The sequence below is a fragment of the Luteimonas granuli genome (assembly GCF_007795095.1).
GTDB classification, from domain to species: Bacteria; Pseudomonadota; Gammaproteobacteria; order Xanthomonadales; family Xanthomonadaceae; genus Luteimonas; species Luteimonas granuli.
Map to the genome: position 1 here is coordinate 1,301,242 of NZ_CP042218.1, position 16,063 is coordinate 1,317,304.

The 16,063-nt window shown below is 71.4% G+C and carries 15 protein-coding genes and 2 pseudogenes; 6 read left to right on the plus strand and 11 right to left on the minus strand.

The window, feature by feature from the left end; all coding sequences use genetic code 11:
• Nucleotides 1-3: 3 nt before the first annotated feature.
• The 6 genes and pseudogenes from FPZ22_RS05950 to FPZ22_RS05975 form a co-directional block, all read right to left on the minus strand.
• The gene (locus FPZ22_RS05950; RefSeq protein WP_144891298.1) at nucleotides 4-474 is read right to left on the minus strand and encodes a F0F1 ATP synthase subunit B; all 471 of its coding nucleotides are present in this window, start codon (nucleotides 472-474) and stop codon (nucleotides 4-6) included.
• Nucleotides 475-575: 101 nt separating this feature from the next.
• Complete coding sequence (atpE, locus tag FPZ22_RS05955; protein WP_144891300.1) at nucleotides 576-875, minus strand: F0F1 ATP synthase subunit C; 300 nt, start codon at nucleotides 873-875, stop codon at nucleotides 576-578.
• 73 nt (nucleotides 876-948) lie between these two features.
• Nucleotides 949-1,747 (minus strand): annotated as a pseudogene (gene atpB / locus FPZ22_RS05960) (F0F1 ATP synthase subunit A).
• Nucleotide 1,748: 1 nt separating this feature from the next.
• Complete coding sequence (locus FPZ22_RS05965) at nucleotides 1,749-2,132, minus strand: hypothetical protein (protein WP_246120950.1); 384 nt, start codon at nucleotides 2,130-2,132, stop codon at nucleotides 1,749-1,751.
• 367 nt (nucleotides 2,133-2,499) lie between these two features.
• Nucleotides 2,500-4,311: a dihydrolipoyl dehydrogenase gene (gene lpdA / locus FPZ22_RS05970; RefSeq protein ID WP_144891302.1), complete on the minus strand. Its 1,812-nt coding sequence runs from the start codon at nucleotides 4,309-4,311 to the stop codon at nucleotides 2,500-2,502.
• A 10-nt stretch (nucleotides 4,312-4,321) separates the two neighbouring features.
• Nucleotides 4,322-5,950 (minus strand): dihydrolipoyllysine-residue acetyltransferase, encoded by a 1,629-nt coding sequence (locus FPZ22_RS05975; RefSeq protein ID WP_425463021.1) that lies wholly within the window; start codon nucleotides 5,948-5,950, stop codon nucleotides 4,322-4,324.
• Between the two features lie 163 nt (nucleotides 5,951-6,113).
• On the opposite strand from FPZ22_RS05975, the gene FPZ22_RS05980 reads away from it, so the two are divergent.
• Nucleotides 6,114-6,728 carry an OmpW/AlkL family protein gene (locus FPZ22_RS05980; protein ID WP_144891306.1) on the plus strand — a complete coding sequence of 205 codons (615 nt, stop codon included), beginning with the start codon at nucleotides 6,114-6,116 and terminating at the stop codon, nucleotides 6,726-6,728.
• Between the two features lie 108 nt (nucleotides 6,729-6,836).
• Here FPZ22_RS05980 and FPZ22_RS05985 read toward each other — a convergent pair whose 3' ends face one another.
• Nucleotides 6,837-7,751 (minus strand): DMT family transporter, encoded by a 915-nt coding sequence (locus FPZ22_RS05985; protein WP_246121007.1) that lies wholly within the window; start codon nucleotides 7,749-7,751, stop codon nucleotides 6,837-6,839.
• A 120-nt stretch (nucleotides 7,752-7,871) separates the two neighbouring features.
• Here FPZ22_RS05985 and FPZ22_RS05990 point away from each other — a divergent pair, with 120 nt between their 5' ends.
• Nucleotides 7,872-8,354: a YajQ family cyclic di-GMP-binding protein gene (locus FPZ22_RS05990; RefSeq protein ID WP_144893975.1), complete on the plus strand. Its 483-nt coding sequence runs from the start codon at nucleotides 7,872-7,874 to the stop codon at nucleotides 8,352-8,354.
• 31 nt (nucleotides 8,355-8,385) lie between these two features.
• Nucleotides 8,386-8,937: a DUF1415 domain-containing protein gene (locus FPZ22_RS05995; RefSeq protein WP_144891308.1), complete on the plus strand. Its 552-nt coding sequence runs from the start codon at nucleotides 8,386-8,388 to the stop codon at nucleotides 8,935-8,937.
• 453 nt (nucleotides 8,938-9,390) lie between these two features.
• Here FPZ22_RS05995 and FPZ22_RS06000 read toward each other — a convergent pair whose 3' ends face one another.
• Complete coding sequence (locus FPZ22_RS06000) at nucleotides 9,391-10,098, minus strand: pseudouridine synthase (RefSeq protein ID WP_144891310.1); 708 nt, start codon at nucleotides 10,096-10,098, stop codon at nucleotides 9,391-9,393.
• Entirely contained in the window at nucleotides 10,095-11,222 is a 1,128-nt protein-coding gene (locus FPZ22_RS06005) for a class I SAM-dependent methyltransferase (protein WP_144891312.1), read from the minus strand. The genes FPZ22_RS06000 and FPZ22_RS06005 overlap by 4 nt, the downstream gene beginning before the upstream one ends.
• A 145-nt stretch (nucleotides 11,223-11,367) precedes the next feature.
• Here FPZ22_RS06005 and FPZ22_RS06010 point away from each other — a divergent pair, with 145 nt between their 5' ends.
• Nucleotides 11,368-11,628, plus strand: coding sequence for a hypothetical protein (locus tag FPZ22_RS06010; protein WP_144891314.1), 261 nt, complete (start codon nucleotides 11,368-11,370; stop codon nucleotides 11,626-11,628).
• Nucleotides 11,629-11,642: 14 nt separating this feature from the next.
• Here FPZ22_RS06010 and FPZ22_RS06015 read toward each other — a convergent pair whose 3' ends face one another.
• Together FPZ22_RS06015 and FPZ22_RS06020 are read right to left on the minus strand one after the other, a co-directional pair.
• Nucleotides 11,643-14,168 (minus strand): ABC transporter permease, encoded by a 2,526-nt coding sequence (locus FPZ22_RS06015; RefSeq protein ID WP_144891316.1) that lies wholly within the window; start codon nucleotides 14,166-14,168, stop codon nucleotides 11,643-11,645.
• Nucleotides 14,165-14,896 (minus strand): ABC transporter ATP-binding protein, encoded by a 732-nt coding sequence (locus tag FPZ22_RS06020; RefSeq protein WP_144891318.1) that lies wholly within the window; start codon nucleotides 14,894-14,896, stop codon nucleotides 14,165-14,167. Before FPZ22_RS06020 ends, FPZ22_RS06015 begins: the two co-directional genes overlap by 4 nt.
• Nucleotides 14,897-15,095: 199 nt before the next feature.
• On the opposite strand from FPZ22_RS06020, the gene FPZ22_RS06025 reads away from it, so the two are divergent.
• On the plus strand, nucleotides 15,096-15,791 hold the full coding sequence (locus FPZ22_RS06025) for an arylesterase (RefSeq protein WP_144891320.1): 696 nt from the start codon (nucleotides 15,096-15,098) through the stop codon (nucleotides 15,789-15,791).
• Nucleotides 15,792-16,061 (plus strand): annotated as a pseudogene (locus FPZ22_RS13595) (DUF4031 domain-containing protein); the annotation flags it as partial.
• Nucleotides 16,062-16,063 lie beyond the last annotated feature (2 nt).

A 16,063-nucleotide genomic window follows, 5' to 3' on the forward strand; every position in this document is an offset into this window, starting at 1 on the left:
GGCTCAGATCTCCGCGGCGAGTTCGTCGAGCAGCGCCTTGTGGGCGTTGGCGTCGATCTCACGCTTGAGCAGTTTCTCCGCGCCGGTCACGGCGAGCGCGGACACCTGGCGGCGCAGCTCTTCGCGGGCACGGTTGGCGGAAGCCTCGATCTCGGCGTCGGACAGCGCCTTCTGCCGGATCGATTCGGTCTGCGCCTCCACGCGCGCGGCCTCGACGATCTGGTTCGCGCGCTGGTGCGCCTGGTCGATGATCTCGTTGGCCTTGGTGCGCGCGGCCTTGAGCTCCTCGTTCGCCTTGTCCTGCGCCTGCGCGAGCGCGCGCTGGCTGTTGTCGGCGGCGGCGAGGCCCTCGGCGATCTTCTGCTGGCGCTCCTCGATGGCCTTGAGCAGCGGCGGCCAGACGAAGGTGGCGATCAGCCAGATCAGCCCGGCGAATGCGAGCGCCTGTGCGATCAGGGTGAGATTGATGTTCATGGCGGTGCCTGTCGTGGTGGTCGGGGCATGCGGTCAGGGTGCATGCCGGCCCTGCTGCGGGATGCGGGCGACGTTGGCCGCCCGCACCGTGCGCGCCGGGATCAGCCGGCCAGCTGCGCCAGCTGCGCGGTCCACGGACCGATGAACGGGCTGGCGAAGGCGAACAGCAGGCCGACGGCGACCGTGATGATGAACGCGGCGTCGATCAGGCCGGCGGTGATGAACATGCGGACCTGGAGCACCGGGATCAGCTCGGGCTGGCGCGCGGCCGACTCGAGGAACTTGCCCGACATGATGGCCAGGCCGATGCCGGCGCCGAGCGCGGCGAGGCCGACCATGATGCCGATACCGAGGGCGGTGAAGGCCTGGACCTGGGCAAGCGTGGTGAGGATGGTTTCCATGGTTATCTCCGGGCGTATTGCTTGAGTTGGTTGGACGAAAGGGTGGAGGGTGGAACTGGAGGAGCTGGAACGCTTAGTGGCTGTCTTCCGACAGGCTCAGGTAGACGATCGAAAGCATCATGAAGATGAAGGCCTGCAGCGGGATCACCAGGATATGGAAGATCATCCAGCCCAGGCCGAACACCGCGCCGCCGAGCATGCCGATGAGGCCGGCGCCGCCGAGCACCCAGATCAGCAGGAACACGATCTCGCCGCCGAACATGTTGCCGAACAGTCGCATCGCCAGCGAGATCGGCTTCGACAGCCACTCGACGATATTGAGGATGAGGTTGAACGGCATCATCCACTTGCCGAAGGGCGCGGTCAGGAATTCCTTCGTGAAGCCGCCGAGGCCCTTCGAACGCAGGGCGAAGAACAGCATCAGGAAGAAGACGCTGATGGACATGCCGAGGGTGGCGTTGACGTCCGCGGTCGGCACCGGCTTCCAGTACTCGACGCCCACCCACGACAGCGGAATGGCGAAGAAGTCGGCCGGGATGAACTTCAGCATGTTCATCATCAGGATCCAGAAGAACAGGGTGATCGCGATCGGCGTCACCAGCTTGCTGGAACCGTGGTAGGTGTCGCGCGCCTGGCGGTCGACGAACTCGAGCAGGATCTCGACGAAGGCCTGCCACTTGCCGGGCACGCCGGAAGTGGCGCGACGGGTGCCGGCCCAGAACAGGAAGGTGATGAACAAGCCCATCGCCACCGAGCTGACCAGGGTATCGACGTGGAGGGTCATGAAGCCCCCCCTCGCCGACCGACGCGGTCAGGTTCTGCAGGTGGTGCTGGATGTAGCTGGTGGGGGTGAGTTCCGCCGCAGCCGCCATTTCAAGGATTCCCGTTTCGATGTCCGCCGGCCATGGCCAGCACCTGTGCCACCAGGGCGACGACCACGCCCCCGATGACCGCGAGGGGTGGCAGCTTCGCCACTGCGATCGCGAAGAACAGCGCCGCGATCACCACGACCCACTTGCCCGTCAGTCCCAGCACCAGCCGCGACAGCGCGCCAGCCGCCGGTGTGATGCCCCCACCGAGCGCGAGCGCGCCATACAGCGCACCGCCCACGATGATGGCCACGCCCCCCGCCGCCGCCCCCAGGGCCCATGCGGACCCCTTCGCGAGCAGCGCAAGCGCCAGCGCGGCGACCGCGATCCCCTGCCGGGTGATCGTGCGCCGCACCAGCCGCGGACCTGCGGCGAGGGGATCAAACACGTGGTGTCCTGTGGCCGTGGTGCGGGGGCCGTGACAAACGGGCCCCGTCGAGCCCCGGAAGTATAGCAGTCACTCCGCGCGCGCGGCCAATGCCATCCGGGGGAAACAGCTGAACGCGCGCCTGTCCCGCGGAAGCCGGCGGATTGTCCGCGTGCGGGAACCCTTCGCCGCCGGCGCGGTCTCCAACAGGGCACGGCCTGCCCGGTCTCCTCGTCGATCCGGGCCCGGCCGCGCAGGAAGCCCCGGCACCCGCCGGGGCTTCGGTTTTCTCGACGATCCCGCTGGCCCGTCCTGAGGCGCGGGCGCCTGCCCGTACTCGCGGGCCCGTGCAGCACAGGCGCGTTCGCGCCCCGGCCGGAAGCGCGGCTCAGCCGCGCTTCTTCTTCGGCATGTAGAGGTCGGTGATGGTCCCCTCGTACGCTTCGGCGGCCATCGCGACCGACTCCGACAGCGTCGGGTGCGGATGGATGGTGTGGCCGATGTCGGCCGCCTCCGCGCCCATCTCGATCGCCAGCGCCACTTCCGAGATCAGGTCGCCGGCGTGCGGGCCGACGATGGCGCCGCCGATGATGCGGTTGCTGCCCTCGTCGAACAGCAGCTTCGTGAAGCCCTCGCCGCGGCCGATACCGACCGCGCGCGCGCTGGCGGCCCACGGGAACTTCGCCACGCCGGCCTGGATGCCGCTGGCCTTCGCCTCCGCCTCGGTCACGCCCACCCAGGCGATCTCGGGATCGGTATAGGCCACCGACGGGATCACGCGCGCGATCCATTCGCGCTTCTCGCCGGCGGCCACCTCGGCCGCGAGCTTGCCTTCATGCGACGCCTTGTGCGCCAGCATCGGCTGGCCGACGATGTCGCCGATCGCGAAGATGTGGCGGACGTTGGTGCGCATCTGCGCATCCACGGCGATGAAACCGCGCCCGTCCACGGCCACGCCGGCCTTTTCCGCGCCGATGCGCCTGCCGTTGGGCACCCGGCCCACGGCCACGAGCACGCGGTCGAACAGCTTGCCGTCGGGAATGCTCTCGCCCTCGAAGCCGCAGGCGATGCCGTTCTTCTGCGCCCTGGCCTCGACCACCTTCGTCTTCAGGTGGATGGCCACGCCCTGCTTCTTCAGGCGGTCGGCCAAGGGCTTGACCAGGTCCCTGTCGGCACCCGGCATGAGCTGGTCCGCCAGTTCGACCACGGTGATCTCGCTGCCCAGCGCGCGGTACACCGTCGCCATCTCGAGGCCGATGATGCCTCCACCGACGACCAGCAGCCTCCTCGGGACATCGGCCAGCTCCAGCGCACCGGTGGAATCCATGACGCGCGGATCGTCCCAGGGAAAGCCCGGCAGCTCCAGCGGCTGGGAACCGGCGGCGATGATGCACTGGCCGAAGCGAAGCAACTGCACCTGGCCGTCGGCGCCGGTGATCTCGAGCTCGTGGGCCGAGGCGAAGCTGCCGGTGCCCTGGACCACGCGCACCTTGCGCTGCTTCGCCATCCCGGTCAGGCCTTTGTTGAACTGGCCGACCACGCGCTCCTTGTGTCCGCGCAGGGCGGCGAGGTCGATCTCCGGCTTGCCGAACGTGACGCCGAAGTCCGCGGCATGCGCAGCCTCGTCGATCACCGCGGCCGCGTGCAGCAGCGCCTTGGACGGAATGCAGCCGACGTTGAGGCAGACGCCGCCGAGCGCCTCGTAGCGCTCGACCAGGACCACGTCCATGCCGAGGTCGGCGGCGCGGAAGGCTGCGGTGTAGCCGCCGGGACCCGCGCCCAGCACCACCAGGGCACATTCGATGTCGGCCTTGCGTCCGCTGGGCGCGACCGGCGCGGGCACCTCGGGTTCGGCGGGCGCGCGGTGCGAGCGCGCGACCGGCGGCTTGCCGGGACCGGCATCGGCGGACGGCGCCGGCGCGGCCGCGCGGGCCCTGTCGTCGGCCTTGCCACCGGCGCCCCCGGCCTCCAGCAACACCACCACGCTGCCCTCGGACACGGTGTCGCCGACCTTGACCTTCACCTCGCGCACCACGCCGGCGGCGGACGACGGCACTTCCATCGTCGCCTTGTCCGACTCCAGCGTCGCCAGCCCCTGATCGACGGCGACGGTGTCGCCCACCGCCACCAGCACTTCGATCACCGGCACGCCGTCGAGGCCGCCGATGTCGGGAACCTTCACTTCGATCGTGTTCGCCATGTCCGCGCCCTCAGAGCATGGCCCGGCGCATGTCGCCGAGCAGCTGTGCGAGGTAGGCGGTGAAGCGCGCCGCCGCGGCACCGTCGATCACGCGGTGGTCGTAGCTCAGCGACAGCGGCAGCATCAGCCGTGGCGCGAATGCCTCGCCATTCCAGACCGGCTGCATGGCCGCCTTCGAGACGCCGAGGATCGCCACTTCCGGCGCGTTGATGATCGGCGTGAACGCGGTTCCGCCGATGCCGCCCAGCGAGCTGATCGAGAAACAGCCGCCGGACATCTCCGCCGGCCCGAGCTTGCCCTCGCGCGCCTTCTTCGCCAGCGCCGCGGTCTCCTGCGCGATCTCGTTGATGCCCTTGCGGTCGCAGTCGCGGACCACCGGCACCACCAGGCCGTTGGGCGTGTCGGCGGCGAAGCCGATGTGGAAGTACTTCTTCAGCACCAGGGTCTCGCCGCTGGCGTCCAGCGAAGCGTTGAACTCCGGGAACTTCTGCAGGGCGGCGACGCTGGCCTTCATGATGAAGGCGAGCATCGTCAGCTTGACGCCCTCGCCCTTCGCGGCGGCGCGCTCGCCCTCCCTGTTGAGCGCGACGCGCAGGGATTCCAGGTCGGTGACGTCGGCGGCATCGTGCTGGGTGACGTGCGGGATCATCGCCCAGTTGCGGGCGAGGTTGGCGCCGCTGATCTTCCTGATGCGCGACAGCGGCTGCTCCTCCACCTCGCCGAACTTGCCGAAGTCCACCTTCGGCCAGGGCAGCAGCGAGAGCCCGGCGCCGGCTGCCGCCGCGCCGCCCGCCGTCGTGCCGCCCTGCAGCGCGCCCTTGACGAACTGCTGGACGTCTTCCCGGGTGATCCGCCCGCCGCGCGCACTGCCCTTCACCTGCGAGAGGTCGACGCCGAGCTCGCGGGCGAAGAGCCGCACCGCGGGGCTGGCATAGGGCACCTTGCCCGGCAGCACGGCGTCGGCGTCGAAGCGGCGCGGTGGCGCCGCATCCTCGGCCGTGGCGACGCCGGCCTGGTGATCGATCGATGCCCGGGCGATGTTGTCGGCGGCCTCGGGCACCACCACCGGCGGCACCTGGATGCCGGTCTCCGCGGCGGGCGTGGCCTTCGAGGGCGCGTCGGGCTGGGCGCGTTCCGCGCCGCCTGACGGTCCGGATGCGGCGGGCGCGGGGGCACCGTCGGCCTCGGCAGGCTCGATCAGCGCGACCAGGCCGCCCTCCGACAGGGTATCGCCCACCTTGACCTTGACCTCGCGCACCGTGCCGGTGAACGGCGCCGGCACCTCGATCGTGGCCTTGTCGGACTCGAGGGTGATCAGGCCCTGGTCCTTTTCGACCTTGTCGCCCGGCGCGACCAGCACCTCGATCACCGGCACATCGTCGAAACCACCGATATCCGGTACGCGTGCTTCCTGGGGGCTGGCCATCGGGATCTCCACATCTGTTCGCTCGGGCGGACCGCTATTGTGGCCCCGCCCCGCAGCACGCGCCAACCTTGACGCCGCAGCCGGCGCCGGACCGCATGTCCGCGCCACCTCCGATGCTGTCCGGCAGCGCCCTTTCTTGGTTCTTCTACAGACTCCGGGACGAGAGTGATGCACCCTGGCGAGCTGTTGCGCCTCGGAAGCTCTGCTGGCCATTCCTTCGCCTCCTCTCCGCGTGGACGCGCTGTGTGCACGATGAACCCGGCGTGTGGAAGTTCCCCTCGCCGCGCGGCCGCGACAAGAGCGATTCATGCGCGCCCCGATAGCTTGGCGGCGCCCCACTCCCGGGGCCGATACGTTCGTAACGAGGAGACTTGCCATGTCCCCCATGAAGATGCTGATTCCCGCCGCCCTGGCCATTGCCATCACCCCGATCGCCTTCGCCCAGGACAGCGCCGCGGACAAGCGCGTGTCCGTCGTCGCCGGCTATTCGATGGTCGAGCCAACCCGCAATCCCGGGATCGCCGGCACCCGCACGCAGTTCGACGGCGAAGGCACGCCGACGCTCGGCGTCACCTGGCACATCAGCGACAACTGGGGCATCGAAGCCTGGGCCGCGGACAGCTACGGCCAGCGGGTCAACGCCGACGGCGGCAAGGTCGGCAGCGTCGATGCGCAGCCCTACTCGCTGAGCGGCCAGTACCGCTTCGGTACGCCCGAGAGCATGCTGCGCCCGTTCGTCGGCCTCGGCTACCACGAGACCAACTACGACAAGGAGACGGCCACCGCCGCGGGCGAACGCGTCGGCGTCGAGACCGCCAAGGGCGCAGTGGCGACGGTGGGCCTCGACATGAACATCACGCCGACCTGGTTCGCCCGCGCCGATGCGCGCTGGTTCCAGGCCGATTCCGACCTGAGGATCGATGGCGTGAAGGCCGGCGATGCCCGGCTCGACCCGGTGATGCTGGGCGTGGGCGTCGGCGCGCGCTTCTGACCACTGCATTTCGCGTCAGTACCCCGAGCGGGCCCCGTCGCGGGCCCGCTTCCTTTCATGCGGAGCGTGTCGCCCGGCGTGGAGCACGTTCCCCGGCGCGATCGCCGCTCACCCTTCGTCCGCCACCGCCGGTCGCGCGCGCACCACGCGCTCGCGCCGCATCAGATAGAGCCCGCTCGCCACGATGATCGCGGCGCCCAGCCAGGTCATGCCGTCGGGCAGGACCTGCCACAGCACCAGGTCGAGGAGCACCACCCAGAGCAGCGCCGTGTACTCCAGCGGCGCGATCAGCGAGGCTTCGCCCAGGCGGAACGCGTGGGTCAGCGCGACCTGGCCCAGGGTCCCGGACACGGCGATGCCGGCCAGCAACCAGCCGTCCTCCATGCGCAGCGGCACCCACTGCGGCCACGCCAGCAGTCCCGCGCCGGCCGCGACCATGGCCAGGAACCAGAACACCAGCGACTGCGCGCTGTCGCGCTGCGCCAGCATGCGCACGATCACCACCGAAGCCGCGTAGCAGGCCGTGCCCGCCAGCACGAGGAGGCCGGCGCGCGTGAGCACGCCCTCGCCGCCCGGCCGCAGCACCACCAGCACGCCGACGATGCCGACCACGATCGCCGTCCAGCGCCGCGGCCCCACGTGCTCGCGCAGCAGCGGAACGGCCATCGCCGTGACCAGCAGCGGGCCCACGAAGCTGATCGCGTAGGCCGTGGACATGGGCAGGTCGCGCAGACCGGCGATGAAGCAGGACAGGAAAACCACGCCCAGTCCTCCGCGCAGCAGGTGCAGCGGCCAGTGCACGCGGAACAGCGGGCGCAGTCCGGTGGTGGCCCCGGCCCAGACCAGCACCAGCGGCAGCCCGACCAGGCCGCGCAGCGCCGCCACCTGCATGGGCGGGTAGGTGCCGGCCAGCTGTTTCATGCACGCGTCCATCAGGCACAGCACCGCGACCGCCAGCAGCATCGCGACGATGGCACGGCGGCGGTCGCGCGCGGCCACGTCCTCGCTGGCGACGGGGTCCATCGGGTGCATGGCGGGGTCCGGACGAGGGCGTGGAAAGGTGGACGCCCATGATGCCCGAGGCCGGCGGCGGCGGCGTTGCGGTACCCTGACGCCCTGTTCCATCGACCGGAAGTCGCCGCCATGCCGTCCTTCGACATCGTCTCCGAAGTCGACACCCACGAACTCACCAACGCCGTCGACCAGGCCAACCGCGAGCTGACCACGCGCTTCGACTTCAAGGGCGTCGACGCGGCCTTCGAGCGCGAGGAAGCGGTGATCACCCAGCGCGCGCCCAGCGAGTTCCAGCTGCAGCAGATGACCGACATCCTGCGCGCGCGGCTGGCCGCGCGGAAGATCGACACCCGTTGCCTGGAGTTCGGCGACGTCGACAGCAACGTCGCCGGCGCGCGCCAGAAGATCACGGTCAAGCAGGGCATCGAGCGCGAGCTGGCGAAGAAGATCCAGGGCGAGATCAAGGCCTCGAAGCTCAAGGTCGACACCCAGGTGAACGGCGACAAGCTGCGGGTGACCGGCAAGAAGCGCGACGACCTGCAGGCGGTGATGGCCCTGCTGCGCGGCAAGGAGTTCGAGCTGCCGCTGCAGTTCGACAACTTCCGCGACTGACGCAAGCCGCAAGGCTCCCCGAAGGAGGGACATGATGGATGCGATCGGGGACACGCGGCGCTGGATGGAGCGGGCGGTCATCGGCCTCAACCTCTGTCCTTTCGCGAAGGCCGTGGTCAACAAGGGCCAGGTGCGGATGGTGCTGAGCGAGGCGCGCGACGAAGTGGCGCTGCTGGCGCAGCTCGGCGAAGAGCTGCTGCATCTGCGCGACACGCCGGCGACGGACACCGACACCACCCTGATCGTGCATCCGCACGTGCTGCAGGACTTCCTCGATTACAACGACTTCCTCGACGTGACCGACGGGCTGGTCGAGGAACTCGGGCTCGAGGGCGTGCTGCAGGTCGCGAGCTTCCATCCGCAATACCGGTTCGCGGGCAGCGATCCGGACGACATCGCCAACTTCACCAACCGTTCGCCTTGGCCGACGCTGCACCTGCTGCGCGAGGACAGCGTCTCCCGCGCGGTCGAGGCGTTCCCCGATCCCGACGGGATCGTCGAGCGCAACATCGAGACCCTGCGGAAGCTGGGCCATTCCGGGTGGCAGGAGCTGTTCCAGGATCCCCAGGAGTCACAGGGCTGAGTTCTGGACTTCGGGCTCGGGCCGGACGATGGCGTGCAGTTGTTGGCGCGTTGCCGCTGCTTGAAGCCCAGCTTCGTTGTGGTCCGCGCGGCCCGTCCCGCGCACAGGGGGTGTGCTCCCCCGGCAGTCTCCGCGTCCTGCTACCACTGCCGGCCGCCGACCATCCATGGCCGGCTGTCCGCACACCCCCTGTACGCGGGACGGGCTCCGGCGTTCTTCGGCTTCGGGAAGGAATAAAAAGCGGACTGCCCGGACTTCACTTGAGCGTCCAGGGATAAGAACCAGTCAATCGGCCGTGCCATGAAGGTGGTGCGGGAGCCGGATGGCGGGGGGAGTGCGGAAAGTGGGCCATGGATGGCCCACGGCCCTGTTTCCAGCCATGGATGGCTGGACGCAGGGTGGAGCATTCCCCCGCCAGCCGGCTCCCGCGGCGCGCACCCCCACCACTTTTCCCTAAGCGGACGCAGTGAAGATCCGGTCGCGATCCGCGGCGTCGAGGATGCGCCACTGCCCCTCGGGAAGATCGCCCAGCGACAGTCCGCCCACCTGGCTGCGATGCAGGGCCAGCACGTGGTTGCCCACCGCCGCGAACATGCGCCGCACCTGGTGGTAGCGGCCCTCGTGCAGCGTCAGCCGCGCCAGGGTGGGCGACACGACATCGAGTTCCGCCGGCAGCAGCGGCGTGGTTTCCGAATCGAGCATCAGCGTGCCGCTGGCGAAGATCGCGGCCTCGTCGCCGCGCAGCGGTCCGGCCAGCGTCGCCTCGTACACCTTCGGCAGCTTCGACTTCGGCGAGATGATCCGGTGCAGCAGCTGTCCGTCGTCGGTCATCAGCAGCAGACCGCTGGTCTCGCGGTCCAGGCGGCCGACCGTCGACAGGACCGGCGAGCGGAGCGCGAAGCGCGGGGGCAACAGGTCGTACACAAGCCGCCCGCGGTCCTTCGTCGAACAGGTGTGTCCGACGGGCTTGTGCAGCATCAGCACCAGGCCCGGCGGCGGATCGAGCGGTTCGCCGTCGACGCGCACGTCCTCCCAGGCCGGCTGGTCGTCGGCGTACAGCACTTCGCCGGCGGCGTCGGTGACGCGGCCCTCGCGGAACATCAGCGCCACCTGCCTGCGGCTGCCGTGACCGAGGTTCGCCAGCGCCTTGATCAGCTTCATCGACGCGAAGCCCCACGCACTCCGGCACCGCCCGCCTTCACCGCCTCCACCACCTTGAAGCCCCCCTCCTGCGCCACCATCCGCGCCTCGCCGAAGCCGCCGCCCAGCGCCTGCTCGTAGGGAAGGTGCCGGTTGGCGACCAGCCACAGCCGGCCGCCGGGACGCAGCGCGGCCGCGGCGGCGGCGATGAAGGCACGGCCGATATCGGGGCGCTCGCGCCCGTCCGGTGCGTGGAAAGGCGGGTTGGTCACCACCACGTCATAGCTGCCTGGCAGGCCCGTGGCCACGTCGTGCCAGTGGAAGCCCAGCGCCACCCGCGGCGTGAAACCGGCGAGGTTGTGCCTTGCCATCGCCAGCGCGCGCGCATCGGCCTCGAAGGCGTCGAGAGCGGCGATGCCCGGGTTGCGCTCCAGCAGTTCGGCGGACAGGTAGCCATAGCCGGCGCCGAGGTCGGCGGCGCGGCCGCGAAGGTCGGTCGGCAGGTGGCGCGCGAGCAGGGCGGAGGCGGCGTCGATGCGGTCCCAGGCGAAGACCCCGGGCCGGCTCAGGAAGCGGCCGCCGGCGACCAGCCGCGGCGCGTCGAGGGCGCGCCACTGCGCGGCCAGCGCGGGATCACCCCCTGCCTGCCCCGCGCGCGCCCAGAACACGCGGCATTTGTGCTTGCTGCGGCTGGCCACCGGCCCGGCGATGCGCGCGAAGTCGGCCTCCGCGGACTTCGCGCCGGCGTCGTTGGCGACGCTGGCGACCACCGGCGCGCCCGGCGCGGCGCGCGCCAGGGCCTCGGCGAACAGCGCCCGGGCCTCGTCGCGCTGGCGCGGCGGCAACAGCAGGACCAGCGGCCAGCGGCCTTCGACGGCATCGCCCGCACCCGCCTCGCCGGCCCCTCCTCCACGGGCAGCAGCGGTTTCGTCGGCATCTCCGGCCTGCAGCTCGAACCCGGCCCGCCGCAGCGACTCCGCGTCGGGCCTGAACGGGTTCTCCCAGACCAGTCCGGGCCAGTCGCTCGGCGACAGCGCGGCACCGCCACGCGCCCGCAGGAACAGCGCACCCGGCGCGCGCGGCAGCGTCCCGTCGGCGAAGGGAAGCATCAGCGCGTCGAGCGCGGGATCGCCGTGGCTGGACATCGTGGCCTGCATCGGATGGCTTGGAGGCAGGCGATTGTAGTGCCGCGGGGCACGCGGATGCGCCGCCGGTGCCGGCTTCATCACCCGCGAATGCGCGCTTTGCCAGCATCGGTGCCCAGGCCCACCGCAAGCAGAGGATCCCCGCATGCGCGCCCTTTTCGTCGGCGGCCCCGTCGACAACAGCGAACTCGACATCGATGCCGCCGTCCCACCCACGCACTACCCGCCCGATACAGGCAGCGGCCAGTCGCGCTACCGCCTGCACCAGGTCGGGCGCCGCAATGGCGAAGTGGTCTACGCCGTCTACGGCGCGCCGGACAGCGCCGGGGACGACGTGGCCGCGATCGCGGTGGAGCGCGGCTACGCGCGGCGCTTCGACGCCGAACCCGGTCCCGTCGAGGGCTGAGCCCCGCCCCGTCCTCAGCCTTGCAGTTCGCGCAGCGTCACCGCGGGTGGCGCGTCGAGCACGCGTCGCGTGGCCCACAGGCCGGCGAGCAGGGCGGCGCCCATGCCGGCGAGCCCGCCGATCGCGGCCATCACGGGGTCCGGCGTCCACGGCAGGTCGAAGACACGAGTGGCGACCACCCCGGCCAGCACCGAGGCCGCGACGGCCGCCACCAGGCCCGACAGCAGGCCGATGGCCGCGAACTCCGACGCCTGCGCCAGCCGCAGCTGGCGTCGGCTGGCGCCGAGCACGCGCATCACCCCGCCCTCGAGCAGGCGCTCGTCCTGGCTGGCGCTGATCGCGGCCAGCAGCACCAGCAGGCCCGCCGCCAGCGCGAACCAGAACACCACCTCGACCACGGTCGAGACCTGGTCGGCGGTGCCACGCACCTGTGCCAGCACGGCGTCGACGTCGATCACCGAGACGTTGGGATAGCGCTGCACCAGCGCGCGGGTGAAGGCGGTGTCGCCCTGGGGCACGCTGACCGCCGTGATCCAGCTCGCCGGGTAGCGGTCGAGCGCGCCGGGCGAGAACAGCACGAAGAAGTTCGGCCGGAAGCTCTCCCAGTCGACTTCGCGCAGGCTGGTGATTCGACCCTCGATGCGGCGGCCGGCGATGTCGAAGGCGACGCGGTCGCCCAGCGCCCAGCCCAGCGACTCCGCGAAGCCGGACTCGACGGAAATCTCGACCCCGTCGGCACCTTCCGGGCCCCAGAACTCGCCCGCGGTGACCCGGTTGTCGTCACGCAGCGCGGCGGCGGTGGACAGGTTGAACTCGCGGTCGGCACGGCGGCGCGCGCGACGCGCTTCTCCGTCGCCGGAGTCCGCATCGTAATCGGCACCATTCACCGCGCGGCCGTTGTGCGTGGCCAGGCGCCCGCGGACCATGGGATAGAGCACCGGTTCGGCCAGCCCCCCCGCCGCCGCGACCTCGGCCACGCCGGCCACCTGGTCCTGCTGCACGTTGATGATGAAGCGGTTCGGCGCCTCTTCGGCCAAGGACAGCTGCCAGCGCGCGATCAGGTCGGTGCGCACGAAGGTCAGCAGCAGCAGCGCCATCAACCCCAGGCCCAGCGCCGACACCTGGGCGATGCTGGTGCCCGCGCGCCGGCTGACGTTGGCCAGGCCGTAGCGCGCGGCGCCGCGCAGGCGCGCGCGCAGCCGGCGCACGACCAGGATCATCAGCCAGGCCAGCAGGGCGAGCACGCCCAGGGTGGCCGAGATGCCCAGCAGCATCGCCAACCCCAGCGCCGCCGAGCCCGCCTGCCACCACAGCAGCGCGGCGATGCCGCCGATGCCCGCGGCCAGCACGATGAGCGCCGAAGGCTCGGCGGGATCGAGGTCGCGGCGCAGCACGCTCAGCGCCGGCACGCGGCGCAGCGCCAGCACTGGAGGCGCGGCGAACGCCAGCAGCACCACCAGGCCGACCGCACAGCCGCCCAGCGCCGGCGCCAGGCCCGCCGGCGGGATATCGATCCCGAGCATTCCGGCCAGCCAGTTGCCGATGAACCACTGCAGTCCCCAGGCGATGACCACGCCCGCGGTGCAGGCCACCAGGCCGAGCAGCAGCAGTTCGCCCACGTGGATCCCGGCCAGCGTCGCCTGGCTGGCGCCGAGGCAGCGCATCACCGCCGCACCCTGCAGATGGCGCGCGCTGTGCCGACGCGCAGCCATGGCCACGGCCACCGCTGCCAGCACCACCGACACCAGGGCGGCGAGGCCCAGAAAACGGCTCGCGCGGTCGAGCGCCGAGCGCACCTCCGGCCGCGCGTCGGCCGCGGTCTCCAGGCGCTGGCCGCGCGCGAGGCCGGCACGCGCCGCCGCGGTGAACCGCTCGACCGCGCCGGCGTCACCGGCCACCACCAGCCGGTAGCGGATGCGGCTGCCTTCCTGAACGAGGCCGGTGGCTGCGAGGTCGTCCGGATGGATGAAGACCTTGGGCGCGACATTGAAATAGTCCAGCGCGGCGTCGGGCTCCTGCACCACCAGCGCCGCCAGGCGCAGTTCGAGCGTGCCGACGCCGACGCGGTCGCCGATGCGCGCGCCGAGCGTGTCGGCGCCGCCGCGGCTCATCCACAGCGTGCCCGGCGCAGGCACGCCCTGCGCCGCGCGCTCGACCCCGTCGGCGCCGGCGACGCGGTATTCGCCGCGCAACGGGAAGCCTTCGCCGATCGCGCGCAGTTCGCCCAGCTTCAGCTGCGCCGCGACGCCTTCGCCCACACGCACCATGGTGTCGAGCTCGATGGTGTCGGCATGGCGCAGGCCGGCGGCCATGGCCGCCTCGCGCACAGGCCCGGTGATCGGTGCGTCGCTGCGCAGCACCGCGTCGCCGCCAAGCAGGCGGTTGGCCTCGATCGCCAGCGCGCGCCCCGCGCGGTCGGTGACGAAGCCCACCGCGGTCACCGCCACCACCGCCAGCACCAGCGCGGCCAGCAGGATGCGCACGTCGCCCGACGCGAGGTCGCGGCGCAGCTGTCGCCAGGCGAGTCCGGCGACCTTCATGTCGCCGGCCGGGTGTCGGCCACCAGCCGCCCGCCCTCGATGCGCAGCGTGCGTCGGCATCGGCCGGCCAGGTGCTCGTCGTGCGTCACCAGGACCAGGGTGGTGCCGGCGTCCTGGTTGAGCGCGAACAGCAGTTCGATGATCGCCTGCCCGGTGGCGGTGTCGAGGTTGCCGGTGGGCTCGTCGGCGAACAGCAGCGAGGGCCCGGTGACGAAGGCACGGGCCACGGCCACGCGCTGCTGCTCGCCGCCCGACAGCTGGCGCGGATAGTGGCCAAGGCGCTCGCCGAGACCCACGCGGGCGAGGATCGCTCGCGCCGGACCCTCGGCATCGGCGTCGCCGCGCAGCTCCAGCGGCAGCATCACGTTCTCCAGCGCGGTCAGCGAGGGCAGCAGCTGGAAGTTCTGGAACACGAAGCCGACCCGCGCCGCGCGCACGCGGGCGCGGCCATCCTCGTCGAGCGTCGACAGCGGCGCACCGTCGATGGTCACCGCGCCGGAGCTCGGAACGTCCAGGCCGGCAAGCAGCGACAGCAGGGTGCTCTTGCCCGAGCCCGACGGCCCGACCACGGCCACGCTCTCGCCGCGCTCCACGCTGAAATCCACGCCGTCCAGGATCACCAGCTCGCCGTCAGGCAGCTTCACCCGCTTGCCGAGCGAGCGCGCCGCGAGGGCGGTGGCGATGGCGATGGCGGGTGCAGCGGAATCGGTGGGGTGCTGCTCGGTCATGGACGTCCCTTCGGAGGCGGGAGCGGCAAGGATATCGGTCGGCAGCCCGGCGCAGGCGTGCCATCGGTTGGCACGGCCGCGACGCGCCGCCCGTGCACAGGCTCCGGCGCACCGGTGGGCGGCGGGCCGGGCGTCGCGCTCAGGCATCATGGCCACCATGAGCGCCTCTCCACCGCGATGCACCAACATGGAGCCCTGCATGCCGCGACCCCTCCGTCCTGCCCGGCGCATGCTGCTGCGCGCCTGCGGCCTGCTGCTGGCGGTCCTTGTCCTCGCGCCCGCGATGGCCGCGCCGCAAAGCGCGGACGGCGGAGGCGATACACGGCGCACGGTGCTGGTGATGGGCGACTCGCTGTCGGCCGGCTACGGACTGTCCGCGGACCAGGGCTGGGTGGCGCTGCTCGAACTGCGCATGGCGCGCGACTTCCCCGGATGCCGCGTGGTCAATGCCAGCATCAGCGGCGAAACCAGCGCCGGCGGCTCCGCGCGCGTGGTCGGCGAGGTGCTGCATCACCGCCCTGCGGTGGTGGTGATCGCGCTCGGCGCCAACGACGCCCTGCGCGGCCTGCCGCTGCCCGAGCTGCACCGCAACCTGGCGCGCATGATCGGGGCCTCGCAGCACGTCGGGGCCGAGGTCCTGCTGGTCGGCATGCGCATGCCACCGAACCTCGGCCCGGACTACACGCGCGGCTTCGAGCGGACCTTCCGCCAGCTGGCGGATTTCTTCGACGTCCCGCTGCTGCCGTTCCTGCTCGAACCCGTCGCCGCCGAGCGCGCCAAGTTCCAGGAGGACAACCTGCACCCGACCGCGGCCGCGCAGCCGGCGATCGCCGCGCACGTCTGGACCGCGCTGGCACCACTGCTGGACACGGCGTGTCCGCGCGGAGCAGGCTGAATGGCGGTGTACGTGGACGATGCCGTGACCTCCTGGCGCGGGCGACGCTGGGCGCATCTGATGGCCGACACACTCGACGAGCTGCACGCATTCGCCGCCGCCCTGGGGATGCCGCGGCACGCGTTCCAGGACCGTGCCAGCGGTGCGCACTACGATGTCCCCGCCGAGCTGCGCGAGCGCGCGATCGCGCTCGGCGCGACGCCGATCTCGCGGCACCGCGACCGCGCGCAGATGCGCGCGGTGATCGCCAACGCCCGCCGCCAGGGCCGCCG

What these genes read in the sequence shown, in the direction of transcription:
- FPZ22_RS05950 (WP_144891298.1), bottom strand. Translation starts at nt 474, where the DNA reads ATGAACATCAATCTCACCCTGATCGCACAGGCGCTCGCATTCGCCGGG.
- FPZ22_RS06015 (WP_144891316.1), bottom strand. Translation starts at nt 14,168, where the DNA reads ATGAAGGTCGCCGGACTCGCCTGGCGACAGCTGCGCCGCGACCTCGCG.
- FPZ22_RS05980 (WP_144891306.1), top strand. Translation starts at nt 6,114, where the DNA reads ATGTCCCCCATGAAGATGCTGATTCCCGCCGCCCTGGCCATTGCCATC.
- FPZ22_RS05985 (WP_246121007.1), bottom strand. Translation starts at nt 7,751, where the DNA reads ATGGACCCCGTCGCCAGCGAGGACGTGGCCGCGCGCGACCGCCGCCGT.
- FPZ22_RS05975 (WP_425463021.1), bottom strand. Translation starts at nt 5,950, where the DNA reads ATGGCCAGCAGAGCTTCCGAGGCGCAACAGCTCGCCAGGGTGCATCAC.
- atpE (WP_144891300.1), bottom strand. Translation starts at nt 875, where the DNA reads ATGGAAACCATCCTCACCACGCTTGCCCAGGTCCAGGCCTTCACCGCC.
- FPZ22_RS05990 (WP_144893975.1), top strand. Translation starts at nt 7,872, where the DNA reads ATGCCGTCCTTCGACATCGTCTCCGAAGTCGACACCCACGAACTCACC.
- FPZ22_RS06005 (WP_144891312.1), bottom strand. Translation starts at nt 11,222, where the DNA reads ATGTCCAGCCACGGCGATCCCGCGCTCGACGCGCTGATGCTTCCCTTC.
- FPZ22_RS05995 (WP_144891308.1), top strand. Translation starts at nt 8,386, where the DNA reads ATGATGGATGCGATCGGGGACACGCGGCGCTGGATGGAGCGGGCGGTC.
- FPZ22_RS06020 (WP_144891318.1), bottom strand. Translation starts at nt 14,896, where the DNA reads ATGACCGAGCAGCACCCCACCGATTCCGCTGCACCCGCCATCGCCATC.
- FPZ22_RS06025 (WP_144891320.1), top strand. Translation starts at nt 15,096, where the DNA reads ATGCCGCGACCCCTCCGTCCTGCCCGGCGCATGCTGCTGCGCGCCTGC.
- lpdA (WP_144891302.1), bottom strand. Translation starts at nt 4,311, where the DNA reads ATGGCGAACACGATCGAAGTGAAGGTTCCCGACATCGGCGGCCTCGAC.
- FPZ22_RS06000 (WP_144891310.1), bottom strand. Translation starts at nt 10,098, where the DNA reads ATGAAGCTGATCAAGGCGCTGGCGAACCTCGGTCACGGCAGCCGCAGG.
- FPZ22_RS06010 (WP_144891314.1), top strand. Translation starts at nt 11,368, where the DNA reads ATGCGCGCCCTTTTCGTCGGCGGCCCCGTCGACAACAGCGAACTCGAC.